18 protein-coding genes and 3 pseudogenes are annotated in these 20,152 nt (G+C 34.5%); 16 read left to right on the plus strand and 5 right to left on the minus strand.

Annotated features, from left to right (window positions below; genetic code table 11):
- Positions 1-188: 188 nt before the first annotated feature.
- Positions 189-810, plus strand: a pseudogene (locus SAY88_RS22695) (DegT/DnrJ/EryC1/StrS family aminotransferase); the annotation flags it as partial.
- 28 nt (positions 811-838) lie between these two features.
- Here SAY88_RS22695 and SAY88_RS22700 read toward each other — a convergent pair.
- A pseudogene (locus SAY88_RS22700) lies at positions 839-2,245 on the minus strand (IS4 family transposase).
- Positions 2,246-2,506: 261 nt separating this feature from the next.
- On the opposite strand from SAY88_RS22700, the gene SAY88_RS22705 reads away from it, so the two are divergent.
- Genes SAY88_RS22705 through SAY88_RS22730 form a run of 6 tightly spaced genes read left to right on the plus strand, consistent with a single transcriptional unit; the run spans position 2,507 to position 5,888 of the window.
- Entirely contained in the window at positions 2,507-2,998 is a 492-nt protein-coding gene (locus SAY88_RS22705) for a pseudaminic acid biosynthesis-associated methylase (RefSeq protein ID WP_332634565.1), read from the plus strand.
- A 31-nt stretch (positions 2,999-3,029) separates the two neighbouring features.
- Positions 3,030-4,091 (plus strand): N-acetylneuraminate synthase family protein, encoded by a 1,062-nt coding sequence (locus tag SAY88_RS22710; protein ID WP_332634567.1) that lies wholly within the window; start codon positions 3,030-3,032, stop codon positions 4,089-4,091.
- The gene (locus SAY88_RS22715) at positions 4,088-4,792 is read left to right on the plus strand and encodes an acylneuraminate cytidylyltransferase family protein (RefSeq protein ID WP_332634568.1); all 705 of its coding nucleotides are present in this window, start codon (positions 4,088-4,090) and stop codon (positions 4,790-4,792) included. The genes SAY88_RS22710 and SAY88_RS22715 overlap by 4 nt, the downstream gene beginning before the upstream one ends.
- 16 nt (positions 4,793-4,808) lie before the next feature.
- A complete protein-coding gene (locus SAY88_RS22720; protein ID WP_332634570.1) occupies positions 4,809-5,198 on the plus strand; it encodes a hypothetical protein in 390 nt (129 codons plus the stop codon).
- A gap of 34 nt (positions 5,199-5,232) precedes the next feature.
- Positions 5,233-5,547, plus strand: a complete 315-nt coding sequence (locus SAY88_RS22725; protein ID WP_332634572.1) for a hypothetical protein — start codon at positions 5,233-5,235, stop codon at positions 5,545-5,547.
- 23 nt (positions 5,548-5,570) lie between these two features.
- The gene (locus SAY88_RS22730; protein WP_332634573.1) at positions 5,571-5,888 is read left to right on the plus strand and encodes a hypothetical protein; all 318 of its coding nucleotides are present in this window, start codon (positions 5,571-5,573) and stop codon (positions 5,886-5,888) included.
- A gap of 158 nt (positions 5,889-6,046) precedes the next feature.
- On the opposite strand, the pseudogene SAY88_RS22735 reads toward SAY88_RS22730, so the two are convergent.
- A pseudogene (locus SAY88_RS22735) lies at positions 6,047-6,723 on the minus strand (IS4 family transposase); the annotation flags it as partial.
- Between the two features lie 856 nt (positions 6,724-7,579).
- On the opposite strand from SAY88_RS22735, the gene SAY88_RS22740 reads away from it, so the two are divergent.
- From SAY88_RS22740 to pseI, 9 genes are all read left to right on the plus strand, one after another.
- Complete coding sequence (locus SAY88_RS22740) at positions 7,580-9,037, plus strand: surface carbohydrate biosynthesis protein (RefSeq protein ID WP_332634574.1); 1,458 nt, start codon at positions 7,580-7,582, stop codon at positions 9,035-9,037.
- A gap of 88 nt (positions 9,038-9,125) precedes the next feature.
- A complete protein-coding gene (locus SAY88_RS22745; protein ID WP_332634576.1) occupies positions 9,126-10,136 on the plus strand; it encodes a polysaccharide biosynthesis protein in 1,011 nt (336 codons plus the stop codon).
- An 11-nt stretch (positions 10,137-10,147) separates the two neighbouring features.
- Positions 10,148-11,083, plus strand: a complete 936-nt coding sequence (locus SAY88_RS22750; RefSeq protein WP_332634578.1) for a dTDP-glucose 4,6-dehydratase — start codon at positions 10,148-10,150, stop codon at positions 11,081-11,083.
- A gap of 15 nt (positions 11,084-11,098) precedes the next feature.
- Complete coding sequence (pseC, locus tag SAY88_RS22755; protein WP_332634580.1) at positions 11,099-12,298, plus strand: UDP-4-amino-4,6-dideoxy-N-acetyl-beta-L-altrosamine transaminase; 1,200 nt, start codon at positions 11,099-11,101, stop codon at positions 12,296-12,298.
- Between the two features lie 10 nt (positions 12,299-12,308).
- On the plus strand, positions 12,309-13,046 hold the full coding sequence (locus SAY88_RS22760; protein ID WP_332634581.1) for a glycosyltransferase family protein: 738 nt from the start codon (positions 12,309-12,311) through the stop codon (positions 13,044-13,046).
- Entirely contained in the window at positions 13,043-14,143 is a 1,101-nt protein-coding gene (pseG, locus tag SAY88_RS22765; RefSeq protein WP_332634582.1) for a UDP-2,4-diacetamido-2,4,6-trideoxy-beta-L-altropyranose hydrolase, read from the plus strand. Before SAY88_RS22760 ends, pseG begins: the two co-directional genes overlap by 4 nt.
- Complete coding sequence (gene pseH, locus SAY88_RS22770; RefSeq protein WP_332634584.1) at positions 14,143-14,697, plus strand: UDP-4-amino-4,6-dideoxy-N-acetyl-beta-L-altrosamine N-acetyltransferase; 555 nt, start codon at positions 14,143-14,145, stop codon at positions 14,695-14,697. Before pseG ends, pseH begins: the two co-directional genes overlap by 1 nt.
- A 295-nt stretch (positions 14,698-14,992) precedes the next feature.
- Positions 14,993-15,253, plus strand: coding sequence for a PIG-L deacetylase family protein (locus SAY88_RS22775; protein ID WP_332634585.1), 261 nt, complete (start codon positions 14,993-14,995; stop codon positions 15,251-15,253).
- Between the two features lie 5 nt (positions 15,254-15,258).
- Positions 15,259-16,308: a pseudaminic acid synthase gene (pseI, locus tag SAY88_RS22780; RefSeq protein ID WP_431308908.1), complete on the plus strand. Its 1,050-nt coding sequence runs from the start codon at positions 15,259-15,261 to the stop codon at positions 16,306-16,308.
- A gap of 1,049 nt (positions 16,309-17,357) precedes the next feature.
- On the opposite strand, the gene tnpC is transcribed toward pseI, so the two are convergent.
- Genes tnpC through tnpA form a run of 3 tightly spaced genes read right to left on the minus strand, consistent with a single transcriptional unit; the run spans position 17,358 to position 19,656 of the window.
- Positions 17,358-18,938 (minus strand): IS66 family transposase, encoded by a 1,581-nt coding sequence (tnpC, locus tag SAY88_RS22785; RefSeq protein WP_332634589.1) that lies wholly within the window; start codon positions 18,936-18,938, stop codon positions 17,358-17,360.
- Between the two features lie 47 nt (positions 18,939-18,985).
- Positions 18,986-19,342: an IS66 family insertion sequence element accessory protein TnpB gene (gene tnpB, locus SAY88_RS22790; RefSeq protein ID WP_332634591.1), complete on the minus strand. Its 357-nt coding sequence runs from the start codon at positions 19,340-19,342 to the stop codon at positions 18,986-18,988.
- On the minus strand, positions 19,339-19,656 hold the full coding sequence (gene tnpA, locus SAY88_RS22795; RefSeq protein ID WP_332634592.1) for an IS66 family insertion sequence element accessory protein TnpA: 318 nt from the start codon (positions 19,654-19,656) through the stop codon (positions 19,339-19,341). The genes tnpB and tnpA overlap by 4 nt, the downstream gene beginning before the upstream one ends.
- Between the last annotated feature and the right edge of the window lie 496 nt (positions 19,657-20,152).

Here is a 20,152-nt window from a genome sequence, read left to right on the forward strand (position 1 = left end):
TGACTGCTAAAATAGAGTAACAGATTTCAACAAATAAGAATGAACAGTATTTAGGACAATCTCCCTCTTTTGATATGTTGGACTAGAAAAAATCAACAGAGGGAGAGGCGGAATAATGATGATTTCAGAAAGGTGGCATATGTATGTAGAACTTCATTTGAATAGGAGTTAAACAATGATGAAAGAACATTACTATTCATGGAGGAGAACCAGTCCGAAAGTCCTATCTTCCATGTGGTCGCCAGTGGATTGATGTTGTAAAGGTGTTAACAAGTGATGGACCAGTAGTTTCTCAATTTGAAAAAGAAATTGCTAACTATGTCGATGCTGTCGCTTTTTTGAACGGAACTGCTATTTTGCATAGTGCATGCTTTGCTGCTGGGGTAAAAGAAGGGGACGAAGTTATTACTACTCCAATGACCTTTGCAGCAAGTGCAAACTGTATCATCTATCAGGCGGAAAACTAGTATTTGCCGATATCGATCCATACACCTACAATATATGTCCTCCATCTATACATTCCCTCATAACCGAAAAAACAAAAGCAATCATTCCTGTTGATTTTACAGGTCAACCTGCAGATCTTAATCATATTCAATCCATCGCTAATAAACATGATCTAGTTGTAATAGAAGATGTAGCTCATGCATTAGGCACTCTTTATAAAGGGAGAAAGGTTGGTTCAATAAGTGATATGACCATATTTAGCTTTCATCCTGTTAAACATATAACAACAGGCGAAGGTGGAGTGTGGTCACAACAAATAATAAAAATCTCAACTTTCGCACAACAGAAATAGCTCTCAACCCTTGATATAGTTGAAAACAGACTAAAAAACTTATGCTGCCTTTACCTTGTTTTCTTCATTATTAAGAAAAGCCTTCTTTAAAAATTGAGGCAATTGGTTAAATAGCTCGTCGATTATAGATTGTACATTTTCTTCTGAGAGAACTGGTTCTTGAGAAAGTGTAGATTTCAACAAATCTATGATCAACATTAGAGCTTGAGCAAAACGGATATCTTCCATTTCATCGCAGCACAAATAGAAGAGTTTTCCGATCGTTTTTGGATCTTCTTCTTCCCGAGCACTTAGAGCAAGCATAATGTAACGTGTAAATACAATCGTGGTATGGGCAACTAACGCATCATAACCGCGTGATTGAAATTCCTTCGCCAATCTCAAGTGGGATTTGGTTACTTTGAAAAAGCACTCAATATCCCAGCGTTTTCCGTAAAGGCGAACAACCTCTTCTTCTGATAAATCGAGGTTCGTGGTTAAAAGAGCTAACCAGTTTTTAGATCAATTTCGATCCCTTACAAATATGATACGGGCTTGAATATCCTTACCATTTTCGTCTTCACCTAAACTGACAACGATGGAAGCAAGAATCTTGGCACGCCCACGTTTTTTTCGAACTTTGTTGTATAGTTGGTTCAAAGTATACTTCTCACCTTCGTACATGTAATATACGCGATGCATACTTTTGAGCATATAAATAACGTGAAGTGGGTATTCAGAAACAACCCGTTTAATCACTTTTGGAAAGGCAAACCAACTATCAAATAGTAGTGTCTTTGCACAAAGTTGTAACGGATTCACTTCATCTAAAAGGTCAAACATCGCTTCTGTCGACTTTTTCAGTGCCTCTTGACGGCGCTTATACCCGACCGTACGCTTATTCACGGAAGAGTTGATCTCTTGGAAGCGATTTTTCTTTTTCTCGGAACTGAGCAGTGAAAACGCAAGGGGAATAAAAGTATTTCCATCTGACCAACCAAGTGTAAGCATACGAAAGCCTTTGACAAACTTTCCGGTAGTATGATCATGCACCCGTGCTAAAAGCTCTACAGCCTTACTCCGTGCTCGGCTATACAAGGAATCATCGATAATAAGGACACGTTCCCGGTTATTTGAGACTAAAGGCAAAAGTTTGGTTACGATCAAATTTCTACTTAACAGGGTAAGGAACTTCCGCCAATTGTAGGTAGGTTAGTTAAGTAAACGATAAACGGCATCCTTTGTAGGGGCACCTTGTATTCGACCTGAATCAAGAATTCGATAAAGGTTCTTACCGTGTAAAACAAGAGAAAAGATAAACTGGATAAGAACCAAGGGAGAAATCCCTTCTTCTTTGCGAACATTTGCCTTGTTTAGCAATGTACCGAGTTTATTATCTTTGAAAAAGCGTGAAATATAAGAAGCTGTCTCGTTTTTTGGTTTTGAATTTGGTAAAATAGTAGCCATAAAGCATCCCTTTCTTTTGGCTTGTTGTTGTGGTGACTACATTTTACCAAAAAGGGATGTTTTTTTGTTTTATTTTTGATTGTTTTCTTTGAAAAAGACTAGATATAACAAGGGTTTATCATTGATTTTCAAATGCGAAAGTTGAGAATTTAATTAATCAAGAAATGGGTGTTAATATGTATACCAAACAAATGGAACTATGGAAAGGTAATTTTGGCGAAAATTATACAGAAAGAAATACCTATAATCCGAATGAATTAGATGAGCTTTATAAAAACAATTACGTTGGAAGTTGGTTGTAATGTAGGTAATCAATTAAGGCATTTACAAAGTATGAACTATGGAAATCTATATGGTGTTGAATTACAATGGTACGCAGTTCAGAAGGCAAAATCACTAACAAAAGAAATAAATATAATTCAAGGAACAGCGTATGACATTCCCTTTAAGAATAAATATTTTGATTTAGTATTCACAAGTGGTGTACTGATACATATATCACCCACGGATATAAAGAAAACAATTCAAGAGATGTATCGAGTAAGTAAGAGATATATTTGGGGTTTCGAATATTACTCAGACACTTATAAAGAAGTTGAATACCGAGGCAGTAATAAAGCACTATGGAAAGGAGACTTTGCTAGTTTATTTCTTACCGAGTTTCCTGACTTGCGATTGGTGAAACAAGTTAAGGTTCCTTATCTTGAAAATGAAAATGTTGATTCAATGTATTTATTAGAAAAAGTACAGTAGTAATTAAAAAAATGAAGAGGATGGGATTATAGTGTTAAAAATTAATGAAATTGATTTTACTAATCAAAGTCCTATTTTTATTGTTTTAGAAGCCGGTCCAACTCATACTGGTTTAGATTCTGCAAAAAAGCTAGTTGATGTTGCTGTTGAATCAGGCGCAAACGCAATAAAATTCCAGTATATGAATGTGGATCGGTTGATGGCCGATAAGAAAGTTCCATTTAGCTATAGAGTGATAACTGAAAAAAATGAAATAGAAGAAGTTACTGAACCTTTGTATGACATTTTAAAGAGAAGAGAAATGCCAAAAGGAGATTGGAAAAAATTAAAAAAGTATTGCGATGGAAAAGGGATTGTTTTCTTTTCAACGGCAATGTTTGAAGAGGATGTAGATTTTTTGGTTGATGAATTAGAAATAACCTCAATAAAGTTAGCATCAGCAGACATTAATCACCTAGGGCTTATTGAATATATGGCTAACAAACAAATCAATATTCAAGTAGATACTGGTAGTGCTGACATTTGGGAAATTGAAAGAGCAATTAGTCTTATTGAGGCTCAGGGTAATAAAAATATAATTATTCATTTGTGTCCAACCGGGTATCCAGCAAGGCTTGAGAGTATCCACTTAAACATGATATCAACATTAAAACAGTTGTTCCCAGACTACCCAATTGCTTTTTCAGATCATAATCCCGGATGGGAAATGGATATTGCAGCTGTAGCACTAGGTTCAACACTTGTTGAAAAAACGATCACGCTTGACAGAAAGACAAAAAGTTGTGAACACATGTTTTCTTTAGAACCAGATGAAGTGAAACGATTTGTTAAAAGTATTCGAGAGGTAGAAGTGGCATTAGGAGAACAAAGAAGAGTTTTCCCTTTTGAAGAAAAAGAAAAGCGTAAGTCCGCCCGTCGAAGCGTTTATTTAAATATTGATATACAAGAGGGTGAAATTATTAACGAAAAACATGTTGATTTTAGAAGACCTGGCTTTGGAATAGCAGTAGATGATTGGCCATTCGTAAAAGGAAGAAAAGTAAAACAGTTATTAAATAAAGGTCATCAGTTAAAGTGGAGTGATTTAGTGTGAGTACCCCCAAAAAGACTCTTTGTATTATTCCCGCAAAGGGAGGATCTACTAGATTCCCTAAGAAAAATATAGCATTATTGAACGGTAAACCTTTATTAAGCTATGCAATTGATAGTGCAAAAAAAAGTGAAATAATGACTGATATTTATGTTTCAACTGAAGACACAGATATTAAGGAAGTAGCAGAACAATATGGTGTGAGAGTACCTTATCTGCGACCAAATGAATTAGCTAAAGACCCCGCCGGAATTGTTGATGTTTGTCTGCATATGCTTGAACACTTAGATAAGGAAGGTAAAGTATATGAAACGCTTATCATACTTCTACCTACATCTCCTTTGAGAACTCCAAAAGATATAATTGATGCCTATGAATTATATAAAAAGAATAATGCTAAATTTTTAATGAGTGTTTCCGAATATGACCATACGCCATTTGCGGCTCTAAAGAAAGAGTCAAATAATATCATAAAACCTTACTTTCCAGAGTATGTAACATTACAAAGTCAACGTCATCCCAATGCGTATAGAGCAAATGGGGCAATCATTATAGTAGATATAGAATTATTTAAAAAGAAAAAGAGCTACTATGTTCACCCTTTAACTGCCTATATAATGCCCTCCGAACGCTCAGTTGATATTGATCAAGAATTTGATTTGAAGTTCTGTGAATTTTTACTTCAAAATAAAAATATTAGATAAATTAAAAGGTGAGATTATGATTGCTGTAATACGAGTCGATGCATCTGTGGAAATGGGCTCAGGTCACGTCATGCGCTGTCTAACATTAGCTGAGAAATTACGAGATAATGATTATAATGTTATTTTCCTATGTCGAGAGCATAAAGGAAATATGATTAGTTTTATTAAATCAAAAGGGTATTTAGTCGAGACTCTACAAGCCCCTTCCATTTTAGAAGGAGAAAATATTGGGGAATTACCCCATAAAAACTGGTTAGGAGCTAGTCAAGATTTCGATTCGAGAGAAACGTTAGAACTAGTTAAAGATTATGGAACTTTTGAACTTCTCGTTGTGGATCATTATGCAATAGATTATCGTTGGGAGAATATGTTTAAAAATACAGCAAAAAAAAATATTTGTCATTGATGATTTGGCTGACCGGAAGCATGATTGTGACGTATTGTTAGATCAGAACTTTTACTTAGATATGGAGAATCGATATGAAGGTTTAGTAAGTGAAAACTGTACATTGTTACTAGGTCCCAAATATGCATTGCTCCGAAAGGAATTTAAGGAAGCTCGAAAAAAGTTTAGAGTTCGAAGTGGGGAAGTGAGTAGATTACTAGTATTCTTTGGTGGAAGTGACCCCACGAATGAAACAATAAAGGCACTAAAGGCAATACAGAAATTAAATAAGGAAAATATTATTGTCGACGTTGTAGTAGGAGGATCTAATCTTAACAAAGACAAAGTGATGGAACTAGTAGACAAGTGAATTACCATTGTCAAGTTTCAAACATGGCAGAGTTGATACTGAAGGCAGATTTTGCCGTTGTTGCAGGTGGCAGTATAACATGGGAGAGATATTGTTTAGGGTTACCGGTAATAATAATTGCAGTTGCAGATAATCAAGTTCAAATTGCAGAGGACTTAGCAAAAAAAGGAATAGATTATTACCTAGGGCAATATTTTGATATAGATCCCCGGTTAATCACAAGTTGTATTCATCAAATTATTTCTAATAAACAAAGACTAAAATCAGCAAGCATCTTTGCTCAAAAATTTACCGATGGATTTGGGGTAAGCAAAGTTTACTGCGTAATTAAATCATCTTAAATAGGAGTGTACTACTTATGAAAATTCTTTATCTTGGTCCTGCGAAGGAGGGATTAGTTAGTTTTTTAAAGTCTTCTGAAGATAATGTTTTACATTGGGAAGAAAAGCTAACAATAGAGTCAGAGGTATTATATGATGTTGATTTTATTATAAGTTACTCAACTTTCGCAGGCCAAATTAGGCAGGTAAGCCCTGATGTAACTTGGTAAAGCTGCAATCCATTGTGATAGTTGATTTTTAAGTAATTGTTGTGTTTGTTTGTTCGTCTTTTTCAAGACATCTTGAAGAAGCTCGATTAATTGCTGCAATGCGACAGCCCAATCAAGTTCATTCACTTCGTCACACAGATCGTAAAATAAACCACCTAATGTACGTTCATCCGTGTGGCAACGATTTTGCCACGAAAGAACGATGTATCTAGTAAATACAATCGTTGTATGACTGATAAGTAAGTCATACGAGCGTCCTTGGAACTCTTTTTGTAAGCGAAGAAGCGACTTCGTCGTCTTAAAGAATACTTCAATATCCCAACGGATGCCGTAGATTCGGACGATTTCTTGTTCAGAAAATGTGCAATCTGTGCTTAGAATGGCAAGCCACTCGCTCTTCTTATTGCGATTTTGAACGAACACGACTTTAACGGCTACGCCGTTTGCCATCGTCGTTGTGACTGAACGAAGAAGTCCTTTTTTCCCTTGTATAGGTGACGCAAATTGATAGAGTTCTTTTAACGAAACCTTCGACCATCCACTTGGTAGCGCTGCTTGGCATTCTTCACCATTCCGATGACATCAAGTCCCTGTTCGACAATAGCTTTAATGAGAGGTTGTTGAGTTTTTGGGTAATACGTCCTGGGTACGGGATTGAGAAAAAATATTATTATTATATCATAAGGAAGAAAATTAATAAGGGTGTGAAGAAAGGAACACCTTTACAATGAGATTTTATTGGTTAAACATACAAATCAACGCAAGAAGGTGGCTTTTAATATGGTTCTTCCGTCAAGATTTAAAAGAATAAAGAATAAAGAATAAAGAATAAAGAATAAAGAATAAAGAATGGATTAAATATTTGAATCAATTTCATAAAGTCAATCTTAAGAACCATATAAGGATCCAATTTTCATATTGATGTTTTAAAAACTTGATTAGTCGCTTGAATCACCTCCCTTTTTTGAGAGGTAATTTAGCTATACGATCACAAGTGAGCTTCGCTCCGTTGCTATGTTTATGAAAATATTATTGGAATGCTAGACACAATCAAGGTAAAAGGCAGTTTCTTACGAGTAAGAAATTGTAAAAAACGTGATAAATAAGTGATTTAAAAAAATAATATACTATCTTTTTTATAAATTAGAAATGATCGTAAAAAATTGAGAATAAATTAACTGGTTCGTTCACTCAGTCGAAAGCTTTTCACATAGAGCCTAAAAGTTAAGACCGGCAGCTTAGATGACTTAAAAATGAGTCATCTAAGCTGTCGGTCTTTTAATTAATGCTCTTAATTACTTTTATGTTTCGATGGTAGAGTTGTTTCAATGTCTTCTAAATAAATAGACACTACTGTTGGGTACTAGTCGTTTCAGTATTTTATGCGAAGAATATGATGGTATCACCGTAACTATTAGTTAAATTGCTATATTTATAAAAAAGAAACTTGAAATTATTCTTAGGAATGAAAGGAAGGTTATTATGGCGAAAAAAACAAAAAAAAGGAAGGTTGTTACGGGAAAAAAAACTAAAAGAAGGAAGGTTGTTACGGGAAAAAAAGCAAAAAGAAGAAAGGTTGTTACGGGAAAAAATGCTAAAAGAAGGAATGGTGTTGCGCCGAAAAAATCCCAAAAAAGAAAGCTTCAAAATGGTAATAAATGGCTTCACTTACCGATTGAACTTCCTAAGAGGGAATTAGATGGGAAACTCCTTTTGGCATATTATGCTGTAAAAAATAACTATAGTGTAATTATTGGTAGACAACCGGCAGTATATGCTAATGCTAAACACTTCCCCAGAGGTATTTTCTTTTCGAAAGGATATCCTAACGCAAGTGGGTATAGGCATGGTCCATTAAGGAATATCAAAAAGATGGGCCACGCAATTGTTGAATTGGATGAAGAAGGATTACTTTTAGATAGAGATATTAAATTCATAAGTGATAGAACAACTGAAAATAACTATAAAATTCTCAATCAAATATATTGTTGGGGGAATGAGCAAGAGAATGCTCTTTCAAAAGCTTATCCAAAATTTAAAAATAGACTTTTTGTAACAGGACATCCTCGATTTGATTTATTGAGGAAAAAGTTTCGCAGTGTACACAACGATGAAGTTGAAAAAATAAAAAAGAAATATGGAGATTTTATTCTAATCAATACGAGATTTTCTATTTACAATCACGTATCCGGGGATAGGTTTCAAAGGTTGCCAACGGCAAAAGCACTTCACAATAGATATCCGAATCTTTATTCACACTTAAGAGATCTATATCATCACTTCATCAAAATGATTAAGTCATTAAGTTATAGTTATCCGAACCTTAACATTGTTATCCGTCCTCATCCGAGTGAGAGCAAAGTTAGTTATCAAAAAGAATTTCAGAATTATAATAATGTGTTCATTGAACACGAAGGAACGATAGCAAAATGGAATTTAGCTTCTAATATAGTGATACACAATAGTTGTACAACAGGTCTTGAGGCATTTTTATTAGGAAAACCAGTTATTTCTTATAGGCCCATTACTTCTAATCAACATGATGAATATTTACCAAATGCAGTTAGCTATCAGGCTACTAATGTAAAAGAAGTTACTTCCTTTATTGATAAGTACTTGTCTACAGGAAAGAATAATAACTTAATTCCTGACCAACCATTCAATAGGAAAGGAAAAAAATTATTATCTAACTATTGTGGAGCTATAGATGGAAACTATGCTTATGAAAATATTATTCGTAAGCTAGATAAAATCAAGATAAAAGGAAAAGCGTCTTTACAAAGAAAGAAAATCAGTAAAAAACGAGTAAAAACAATATTTGTTACAAGATCGAAGATACAATCCTTTTTCAATAAATTAGATAAGATCGAAGGAGTTAAAAATAAAAGAACTGTCAGTCAACTCAGACAAAACCTTTTTCTAATAGAACCTAAAAATTAATATTCACAGAAACGAATTCATTTACAACACTAGGTTAGATCATCTGGTTAACTTAGGTGTCATATCTTTGCTGAAATGAGGTGAAAAGATGTTTTTTAAGGATAAAAAGGTATTAATTATAGGTGGAACAGGAACAATTGGAAAAAAAATACTCGAAAATATTCTTTTAGAAGAGCCTAAGGAAGTTCGTATATTTAGTAGAGATGAAAGCAAGCATTTTAATTTAGTTAACAATTTAACCAGCAGCCAAAAAAAAATAGCCAACTTTTTTATAGGTGATGTAAGAGATTTTAGAAGGGTCTCAGAAGTGATGAAAGGAATTGATTATGTATTTCATACAGCAGCCATGAAGCATGTAACCTATTGTGAATTCTCTCCGTTAGAAGCCGTTCTTAATAATATTATAGGAACATACAATGTTATTAACTCTGCTGTAAATGAAAACGTTAAGAAAGTTGTTATTACAAGTACTGATAAAGCAATCTCTCCTTCAAACGTGTATGGTGCAACAAAGTTAATAGCAGAAAGAATGGTTCAAGGATTAAACCGTCAAGGAAAGGAAAGTACAACTATTTTTTCTGTAGTACGTTTTGGGAATGTCTTAGGTTCAAGAGGATCTGTCATACCTTTATTTATTAGTCAGATTTTAAAAGATAAGAAGATAACCGTTACAGACTATTCAATGACACGCTTTATGATGACATTAGAACAGGCCGCTTTATTAACGATAAAGGCATTAAAGGAAGCGAGTGGCGGTGAGGTTTTTATTTTAAAAATGCCAGTGGTATCTTTAAAAGATTTAGTAAGTGTTATTTTGGATGAAACTTGTAAAAAACACAATATGAAAAAGCAGGATATTTACATTGAAGAAATTGGTTTACGTCCAGGAGAAAAAATGTATGAAGAACTAATGACAATAGAAGAATCACGAATTGCTCTAGAATTAAAAGATATGTTTATGATTCCTTCATATAATTTAGTGAATATCGGTACACAAGTTAACAATACTAAGCCCAGTAATTATAGCTCCCAAAACCAAGAACCGATCTCACGAGAGGAATTACGTAAAATGATTTTACAAGAAAATTTAATTCAATAAGGGGTGATTTAATGAAGGTATTAGTTACCGGAGGAGCGGGATTTATAGGTAGATGGGTAGTCAAAAGATTATTAGATCATAACCATTCAGTATGGATACTGGATGATCTTTCTAACGGAAGTCTGAAAAATATAGCGGAATTTGAAAACAACCCTAATCTGAATATTGTAAAGGGGGATATTAAAAATCAAGAGTTGCTCCAGCAGCTTTTCCTAAATCAATATGACCTTTGTTATCATTTAGCAGCAAGTATTAATGTACAGGAAAGTATTGATTATCCAAAAACAACTTTCGATAATGATACTATTGGAACTTTCAATGTGTTAGAACAGTGCAGAAAGCATAATGTAAAGATTGTTTTTATGAGTACATGTATGGTTTATGATCGCGCATCAAATGATAATGGGATAAAAGAAATTGACCCAATAAAACCTACATCTCCTTATTCTGGTTCAAAAATTGCAGCAGAGAACATGGTTTTATCTTATTTTCATGCTTATAACCTTCCTGCAGTTGTGATACGTCCTTTTAACACGTATGGACCTTTTCAAAAATCCGGAGGTGAAGGAGGGGTTGTGGCAATATTTATCAAAAACAGTTTAAATAACAAGCCGCTTTATATATATGGTGACGGAACACAAACTCGAGATCTTCTGTACGTAGAAGACTGTGCACGATTTATTGTGAAGGCAGGGTACTCTGATAATTCTAATGGTGAAATCATAAACGCAGGTCTAGGACGTGACATTTCAATAAATGAATTAGCAAAATTAATTGTTAAGGATGAATCACGTATTCAACATGTAAAACATATTCATCCGCAAAGTGAAATACAAAAATTATTATGTAACTATGAAAAAGCTAAGCATCTATTAAATTGGGAACCTCAAGTGAGTTTAGAGGAAGGGATCAAAAAAACAGAAGAATGGATAAAGTCAGATATTTAAAAGGGGAGAGGAATTATGTTAGGAGAAAATTCGTTAGCTATCCATGGCGGGAAGCCTGTTCGAGAAACATCTCTCCCCTATGGCCGTCAATGGATTGATAATGATGATATTCAAGAAGTTGTAAATGTTTTAAAAAGTGATTTTTTGACAACAGGTCCAATAATAACCAAATTTGAAAAAGGATTAGCTGAATACGTTAATGCAAAGTATGCAGTTGCGTTTTCAAGCGGTACTGCTGCTTTACATGGTGCCTGTTTTGCTGCCGGCATCAAAGAAGGAGACGAAGTTATTACAACTCCTATCACATTTGCAGCAAGTGCAAATAGTATCCTCTACCAAGGTGCTTCACCTGTGTTTGCTGATATAGATGAGAATACCTATAACATTGATCCAAATAGGATAAAATCTTTAATTACTAATCAAACAAAGGCTATTATCCCAGTGGATTTTACAGGTCAACCTGCGAATTTAGATGAGATTAATAGTTTTGCAAGAGAAAATAATCTTATTGTTATTGAAGATGCAGCCCATGCACTAGGAGCCGTTTATAAAAATAAAAAAATTGGCTCTATCTCTGATATGACTATGTTTAGTCTACATCCAGTAAAGAATATTACCAGTGGTGAAGGCGGCGTAATTACTACGAATAATAAAGAGTATTATGAAAAATTACTTGATTTTCGCTCACATGGGATTACTCGTAATTTAAGCAAATTAAAAAATAATCACGGTCCATGGTACTATGAGATGCAATTTTTAGGTTATAACTATAGATTAACGGATTTTCAAGCAGCTTTAGGGTTCAGCCAGCTTCAAAAGATTGACGAATTTATTGAAAAAAGGCAGAAGTATGTGGAAATTTATAATGAGGCTTTTTCAAAAGTTTCTCAAATTGAAATGCCTTTTCAATCGTCTGAATGTCAATCAAGCTGGCATTTGTATGTGATCAAACTTAAGGCAGAATTATTGAATGGTACTAGAAAGGCAGTTTTTGAAGCATTACAAAAAGAAAATATAGGAGTCAATGTTCACTATATACCTGTGTACTATCATCCGTATTACCAGGGTCTAGGTTATAAAAAAGGTATCTGTCCCAAAGCGGAATCATTATATGAAAACATTATAACGATACCGTTATTTCCTGCCATGAGTATGAAAGATGTAAAGGATGTGATATTTGCCGTTAATAAAGTGATATCTCATTTTTCTAAGTAGGGGTGATACTTTGAAAATAGTAGCCATTATTCAAGCTAGATTGGGTTCAAAAAGGTTGCCAGGAAAAGTATTAAAAAAGATAAACGGCAAACCTTTATTAGAGTATCAGGTTGAACGGTTATCACGGTCAAAATATATAGATCAAATAGTAATCTCAACAACAAAAAAAGAGCAGGATGATCCGATTATAAAGTTCTGTAATCTAAGAAGTATTTCATACTTCCGGGGGGCTGAACATAATGTTCTTTCGAGATATTATGAAACAGCCAAACAGTTTGATGCAGATCCGATTGTACGCCTAACTTCAGATTGTCCAATAATCGATCCAAAAGTTGTCGATAAAGTCATAGAAACCTATATTAATCATAATTATGATTATGTATCTAATACATTGAAAAGAACTTTCCCAAGAGGCATGGATACAGAAGTCTTTTCTTTTTATGCATTAAAAAATGCTCACGATGAAGCAAATCAAAATTATGAAAAAGAACATGTGACTCCATATATTTATCAAAATCCTTCAAAATTTACATTATTGAATGTTGAATACCAAACTGATGAAAGCTTACATCGCTGGACTGTGGATACAGAAGAAGACTTATTACTAATGAAAAAAATTAATAGCAGTTTATATAAGTCGTCACAGCCATTTACTTTAGAAGATATTTTGTCGTTGCTTGCAAAGCACCCTGAATGGAAGAACATCAATGCTCATATTGAACAAAAAAAATTGGGTGAAAGTAATTGAAAACAGCTGTTATAAGAGTGGATGCATCAGTGGAAATAGGAACTGGTCATGTTATGAGATGTCTTACGCTTGCAGGTGAATTAACTATTATAGGTTTTCGAGTCATATTCCTTTGTAGATGTCATAAAGGTCATTTAATCGAATTAATTGAAAACAAAGGGTATCAAGTGATAAAGCTTAATAAGCCAAATAAAGAAGTTAGTTATAAACTAAATGATTTGGCACATTCTAAATGGTTAGGTGTTCACCAAGATGAGGATGCAGAAGAAACGAGAACAGCTCTAAAAGAATATAAAGAAATTGACCTTCTAATTGTTGATCATTACTCATTAGATAATAGATGGGAGAAAAAATTTCAGAATATTGTTAACAAGATTTTTGTAATTGATGATCTAGCAGACCGAAAACACGATTGTGACCTATTACTTGACCAAAATTATTACCCAAATATGAACGAGCGGTATAAAAACCTTATTAATCATAACTGCAGCCTTGTTTTAGGACCGAGATATGCATTACTTAGAAGAGAATTTAGAACAGAAAAGAAAAAAGTGAGAAAATATAATGAAGTGAAAAGAATAATGATTTTTTTAGGGGGAAGTGATTTTACAAATCAAACAACAAAAGCCATCCAGGCTATTAGGTTATTAAATAGGCCTGATATTTTAGTTGATGTTGTATTGGGAGCTTCTAATCCCTTTAAATCTAAAATTGAAAAAATTGCCACTACAATAAATAACCTAAATTTTCAATACAACATTTCAAATATGGCTAGTTTAATGATGGAAGCCGATTTGGCAATAGGAGCAGGCGGAATTACTAATTGGGAAAGGTGTTACCTAGGTCTTCCTGCGATTACTGTATCTGTTGCAGATAACCAAAGTCTTATATTGGAATGTTTGGATGAAAAAGGAGCAATAAAGAATTTAGGGTGGTACGAAAAGGTTACACCAGAACAAATAGCTGATGCATTATCAGAGTTGATTGAAAATCCAGATAGATTAAAGGAAATGTCAAAGATTTCTATGGACCTTATGGAAAGGGGTAAACGAGACGGAATATACTTGTTAATTGATATTATAAGGAGAATGACTTAATGAAAAGATATCAATTTCATTTAAGAAAAATAACGGCACAAGATTTAGAAAAAATATTAATTTGGCGCAATTCACCTAGAATTCGTTATTATATGTATAATGATCACATTATACCGATGGAAGAACATAACAAATGGTTTGAAAAAATAAAAAATTCTAAGGAAAGTATTTATTTAATGTTTGAATTAAACGGGAAGCCAATGGGTCTTGTTAATTTTAATAAAATTAATCAAGAAACTCAGACTGCGTCATGGGGGTTCTATGTAGGTGAGGATAAAGCACCTAAAGGAACAGGGATTACTTTAGGAGTATTGGGTTTAGAATATGCTTTTGAAAAACTAAATTTAAAGAAGCTGCGCGGAGAAGCTTTTGCCTTTAATAGTGCAAGTATAAATTTTCATAAAAAATTAGGGTTTGTTGTTGAAGACCGGCTCGAAAAACATGTTTTAAAAAATGAACGATATGAAGATATTATCGTATTTACTATGTACAGAGATAAATGGATTACAAACAAGGAGAACCTTAAAGAATATTGTCTTTCAGAGGAAAAATAGTTATGAAATATGTATTAGCTTCCAAACGTCAGTGGTGCAAGAGATTACTTTTAATTTAAAAAAGAAGCTTATGAGGGTTTCATCTATATTGACAACAAGATTGACAATAAGGACCAATTAACTCTAGAAAATCTCAAGCAATAAATCCCAAATAAATCCTCTTTGCTCTTTGTCAAATATCATTCCAATTATCATTTTTGAATATTTTGAAAGTATTATTTTTTCATATGACGGATCTTCCTTTTGGCAGAACCATACTTGGAAAGCATAGTTAAAACTTGATTATTTTTTGAGGTTGCTTTTTAGCAAAGAATGGCAAACTCCTGGATCAGCACCTCCTTTTGTACCAAACTGGTATATAAATATCACGGCTACCCTTCCCATCAAACTTAAATCTCTACAAGAATACCAAAATGAATTGAGAAACTGGCCACATGCACAGTCTATTCCTTCATTAGAATATTTAGCAAGATGGAGAGGAGCTAATATTGGCTGTGCTGCAGAAGCGTTTATTTTAGGAAAGAAATATAATTCAATAAATAATGATATGGAGTGATGATTTTGAATGAATTTTTTATTGGAACTCGAAAAATTGGCTGCACTAATTCGCCGTTTATAATAGCGGAAATGTCTGGTAATCACAACCAATCGTTAGAAAGAGCTTTAAATATTGTTGAAGCAGCAGCTATATCTGGTGCCCATGCTTTAAAACTTCAAACTTATACTGCGGATACGATGACTTTAAATATAAAAGAGGGTAATTTTAAAATTAATGACGAAACTAGTCTTTGGAAGGGGAAAAATTTATATCAATTATACGAAGAAGCGTATACTCCGTGGGAGTGGCATGAAGAAATTTTTGCTCGTTGTCAAGAGTTAGGAATGATTGCTTTTAGCACCCCTTTTGATGAGACTGCTGTCGATTTTTTAGAGTCATTAAATGTGCCTTGTTATAAGATCGCGTCTTTTGAAAATACTGATTTACCCTTAATTCGTAAGGTCGCTGCGACAGGTAAACCGATAATTATTTCTACTGGAATGGCTTCTATATCCGAACTTGATGAAGCGGTAAATACGGCAAGAAATGCAGGGTGCAAAGATTTAATTTTATTAAAGTGCACGAGCACATACCCAGCGTCACCTGATAATAGTAATCTTATAACGATCCCCCATATGAAGCAGTTATTTCAATGTCAAATTGGATTATCTGATCACACTATGGGAGTAGGAGCAGCCGTTGCAAGCGTTGCACTAGGGGCAACTGTAATCGAAAAACATTTTACTTTATCTCGTAAAGATGGTGGAGTTGATTCAGCTTTTTCTTTAGAACCAAATGAAATGAAAGTACTTGTCGAAGAAACGAAACGCGCTTGGCAAGCATTAGGTCATATTCATTATGGTGTAGGCGATGCAGAAAAGAATTCACTAAGATTCAGAAGATCTTTATATGTATCTAAGGATATGAAAATGGGAGAAACCTTTACTAAAGATAACGTAACAATTATTCGTCCAGGTTTTGGATTACCGCCTAAATATTATGAAACTATTTTAGGTAAAAAAGTTAAAAAAGCAGTGAAGAAAGGCACTCCCCTTAGTTGGGATTTACTATAAATAAATATAAGGCTGCTGTAAACCTATGTAGATAAAATACAGAATGAAATTATTTGGCTGTTTTTAGCACATTTTTATAGTTTGTAAATCTTTTTTTAGAGTAGAACCTAAGGTTTTGGATCGATTGCTGTATTAAAAGTAGATATGATTTTTAGTAATTGATAGAGTGTAGACCGAGATTAAATTTTTAATCCTAGAAAATTAAAGAATACTTATATTTCCTAAAAAGAACTTTCTATTCAAACTATGGAATGGATAATAGCTAATTGAAATATAGATAAAACTTAGTTTTATTATCCTACATGTTACTTTGAACTCATACTGATCGTGATTTTTCCAATCATAATTTAAGATTACTATACATAACTTTTTAAAATAACAAATGTGGGATAAAGCTGTTTTTCTGAAGTTCTATACGATCTAATTACGGCGTAAACACTCAGCTAGCGCAACGTTAATAATAAAAGAATCATTTGTTTTAATAGAGTTTAAGAGTAACTGTAACTGGTCACGAATGAATCGTGGATTTTTTTCTCTAACCTTTGACAGAAATGAACGTGCTAACTCTTTATTATCAAAATAAGATGCGACATTATCAACAAAGGCATCAATACCTTTTGTATGGTTACGCTGATGCTTACGATCTTGTATGAGTTTACCTTTTTCTATTGAAATTTGATGCTTAGCTAGAATTTCGCCATCAAGGCTACAAATGACTAGTTCATGTTCATCAAGTACTGTAAGGTATACTTCTTTGTATTTATGAAAGCTCCCGAGTGGAAGAGAGTAGCGATTAGATAACTACCGAATGGTATTGTCCTTACGAATAGACCTTGATATAATATTATTATTGTTGTTTTGAACATCGATGATGTTCATGATCGGTTTTAAGTGTTGTTTTTCGAGGGAAAACACTTCAACCGGTCTTTTTTTGTTGTGTTATGCACTTTGACATTTCCTGTACGGTTAAGCCAGTCTTGAGCTTGTTCGTTCCAAGGTAAGCGTCAAATAATCCCCACCTATTATAGAGATGGGGATTAACTTATAATCTACTTATCATGTTGAATACGACAGTGAGCCGGAAGACTGTTTGACCAAGGAAGCAATTGATCAATGGCTTTTTCATCACTCACATCTATATTGGGAAGCTCCTCAAACAAGTGCATTAAGTATTGATAAGGGTTGAGGCCACTTTCTTTGGCAGTTTCTACAATACTATAAGTTACAGCACTTGCCTTTGCTCCTTTCGGAGTGTTGGCAAAAATCCAGTTCTTTCTGCCAATCACAAACGGCTTAATGGATCTCTCACTTCTATTATTATCAATTTCCAGTCTGCCATCATCTAAGAAAGCCTCTAGCTTATCCCATTGATTTCGACAGTATTTGATCGCTTGTCCTAGTGCACTCTTTGGTAATACTTTTGGCGTTTGCATGCGAAGCCATGCTGAAAAAGCGTCAAGAAGTGGTCGACTTTTTTCTAGACGTACTTGATGACGTTCAGAGAACGACAAATCTTTGATTTCTCGTTCAATCGCAAAGAGTTGGTTACAGAACTTCAAGCCTTCTTTGGCTGTGACATCTTTCGACTGTTGTTCTTTAGGCAAAGCCTTTAAAGCTTCATCAAATTTTCGACGAGCGTGTGCCCAACAACCAACTAACTTTACGTTTGGAATTCCATTGTATCCAGCATATCCATCTACATGTAAGTATCCTTGGAAAGGAGATAAAAACTTTCTAGGATGTTTACTTGCTCGTGTTTGCTGGTAATCAAACAATACAATCGGATGGCCTTCCTGTCCTGAACGATAAAGCCATAAGTAAGAGGTAGCTGTTGATGGACGATCTGGCTCCCGTAGCACTTGCAGCGTCGTTTCATCAGCATGAGCAATATCAAGATTCATCAGATATTGATACATTCGATCATAGATGAGGTTTAACCATGTATTAGCACCATAAAGAACCCAATTAGCTAATGTTTGGCGTGACAAAAAGACACCAAGACGAGCAAATTGCTGTTCTTGACGGTATAATGGAAGCCCTTCTACATATTTTTGATTCATGATGTAGGCCATCCTAGATGGCGAAGCAAGACTCTTTGGAAAAACAGATTTCGGCATAGAAGCTTTAACAATAGGAGTCTCAGTGCTTTCACGTTCACAACGGCGACACGCATAAACATGTTGAACATGTTCAATGACCTTCACTTCCGCTGGGATGACTTTTAATTCACGACGTACTTCTGTTGACATTTCATGTAGCTTTCCATTGCAGCACAAACAAACCTGATCTTCTTCAGGTAATCGATATTCAATAACTTCCTTCGGAAGGTTCTCAAGTTTACTATCACGTTGACCTTTGGTTTTTTTACGTTCATACGTAATGGTTTTAACCGTAGGTTCTTCAATCGATGGGTCAGCAGTAATTTCTACCTCATTAAAAAGAGGCAATTCTAACTGATCAGCATTTGTCTTCTCACTTGAAGTACCAAATTGGCGTTGCTTACTAAGACGGAATTGTTCCTCATACCATTTAATTTTTGCCGTCAGCTCTGCGTTTTGTTCCTCAAGTGATGAGACACGTTCTTCTAATTCTTCAGTTGTAGGTTGAGAGGTGGTTTCTGTTGTTTTCATAGCTTAATTATACATCACCTCTCATCGATTTGCTTATCATTTATTCATTAAAGGACTCGCTGTGCGGTAACTTTTGGATGTGCAGATTTTTGATCAATAGAAAGGCCGTCAAGTAACCAACGGAACTGACGGTGGCTAATCATTTGCGGAGAAGAAGATGAATCTTCTGGCCAAGGGAACGTACCTTTTTCTAAACGGCGATAATAGAGCCAAAATCCATTATGTTCCCACTGAAGGATTTTGATCTTATCTCGTTGTCTATTACAGAAAACAAATAGACATGGGGAGAAGGGATCTAATTGAAAGCTTTCTTGTACGATAGCCGCAAGTCCATCAATGGATTTTCGTAAGTCTGTACTCCCTTTTGCAAGGTAGACTTTATCAATGGAGCGTTGATTTATCATCCATTTCTCAACACGCGTAGTACACGAGACAAATGTTCTTCACTCACATTTTCAGGAATATAGACAGACAGATCATCTAGTCTCACTTCAATGGATGTGGTTGTGAAGGTAGGGACATCAAAAGATGTCCAAGTGTGGCTTACCTCATCACTTGAATCTGAGTTTCCTTCTTCTTTGATCTTCTTTCGCCAATAGTGGAATTGATATTCTGTAATGTCATTTTGTTTAGATACCCATTTTTGGATCGTCTCCCCGCTGGCTTCGTATGCCTCCATGCGTTTTTTCCACAAAGCGTGTTTTTCTTTACGTTTCATAGCGACACCCTTTCATCATTAATGATTAGAGTATCGCATGGGACCAGGGCTATTGGAATGTGTGTATTATTTGACGCTTACGTTCCAAGATTGAGCTACAGTCATATCTGGATGCTTTCTTAACCATGACAGAATTAATTCTTTATGATGATCTAGTTTCTTTCCTCTCGTTTGTACACTTGCCACTTATCCACCTTTCAAACCTCCAAGACTACTAATTTAAATACTTATATAATAGTGATTGAGGCATAGAATATTATTAAATTTTTTCCAGTGGGCAGCCCATGGGCTGCCCACTGGAAAGTCGATTTCAGGCCAATAAATGTTTCATCTTATCTAGCAGGAACTGTTTCATTTAGTTTAGCAGTCACAGAGAGTTGGTAATGTAGCTCGAAAAGCTGCTTAGATACATATCAAGTCACTAGTGTTGCATATATACTGACTGAATTTTCAGTTTTAAAGTTCTTCCTGTTTAGAGCCAAAAAAGTAAATACCC

Origin of the sequence: Halalkalibacter flavus (genome assembly GCF_036663575.1) — a bacterium.
Lineage (GTDB): Bacteria > Bacillota > Bacilli > Bacillales > Bacillaceae_D > Halalkalibacter > Halalkalibacter flavus.

What these genes read in the sequence shown, in the direction of transcription:
- SAY88_RS22705 (WP_332634565.1), top strand. Translation starts at nt 2,507, where the DNA reads ATGAGCTTTATAAAAACAATTACGTTGGAAGTTGGTTGTAATGTAGGT.
- SAY88_RS22750 (WP_332634578.1), top strand. Translation starts at nt 10,148, where the DNA reads ATGAAGGTATTAGTTACCGGAGGAGCGGGATTTATAGGTAGATGGGTA.
- tnpC (WP_332634589.1), bottom strand. Translation starts at nt 18,938, where the DNA reads ATGAAAACAACAGAAACCACCTCTCAACCTACAACTGAAGAATTAGAA.
- SAY88_RS22720 (WP_332634570.1), top strand. Translation starts at nt 4,809, where the DNA reads ATGATTGCTGTAATACGAGTCGATGCATCTGTGGAAATGGGCTCAGGT.
- SAY88_RS22730 (WP_332634573.1), top strand. Translation starts at nt 5,571, where the DNA reads ATGGCAGAGTTGATACTGAAGGCAGATTTTGCCGTTGTTGCAGGTGGC.
- pseH (WP_332634584.1), top strand. Translation starts at nt 14,143, where the DNA reads ATGAAAAGATATCAATTTCATTTAAGAAAAATAACGGCACAAGATTTA.
- tnpA (WP_332634592.1), bottom strand. Translation starts at nt 19,656, where the DNA reads ATGAAACGTAAAGAAAAACACGCTTTGTGGAAAAAACGCATGGAGGCA.
- pseC (WP_332634580.1), top strand. Translation starts at nt 11,099, where the DNA reads ATGTTAGGAGAAAATTCGTTAGCTATCCATGGCGGGAAGCCTGTTCGA.
- SAY88_RS22740 (WP_332634574.1), top strand. Translation starts at nt 7,580, where the DNA reads ATGGCGAAAAAAACAAAAAAAAGGAAGGTTGTTACGGGAAAAAAAACT.
- SAY88_RS22745 (WP_332634576.1), top strand. Translation starts at nt 9,126, where the DNA reads ATGTTTTTTAAGGATAAAAAGGTATTAATTATAGGTGGAACAGGAACA.
- tnpB (WP_332634591.1), bottom strand. Translation starts at nt 19,342, where the DNA reads ATGATAAATCAACGCTCCATTGATAAAGTCTACCTTGCAAAAGGGAGT.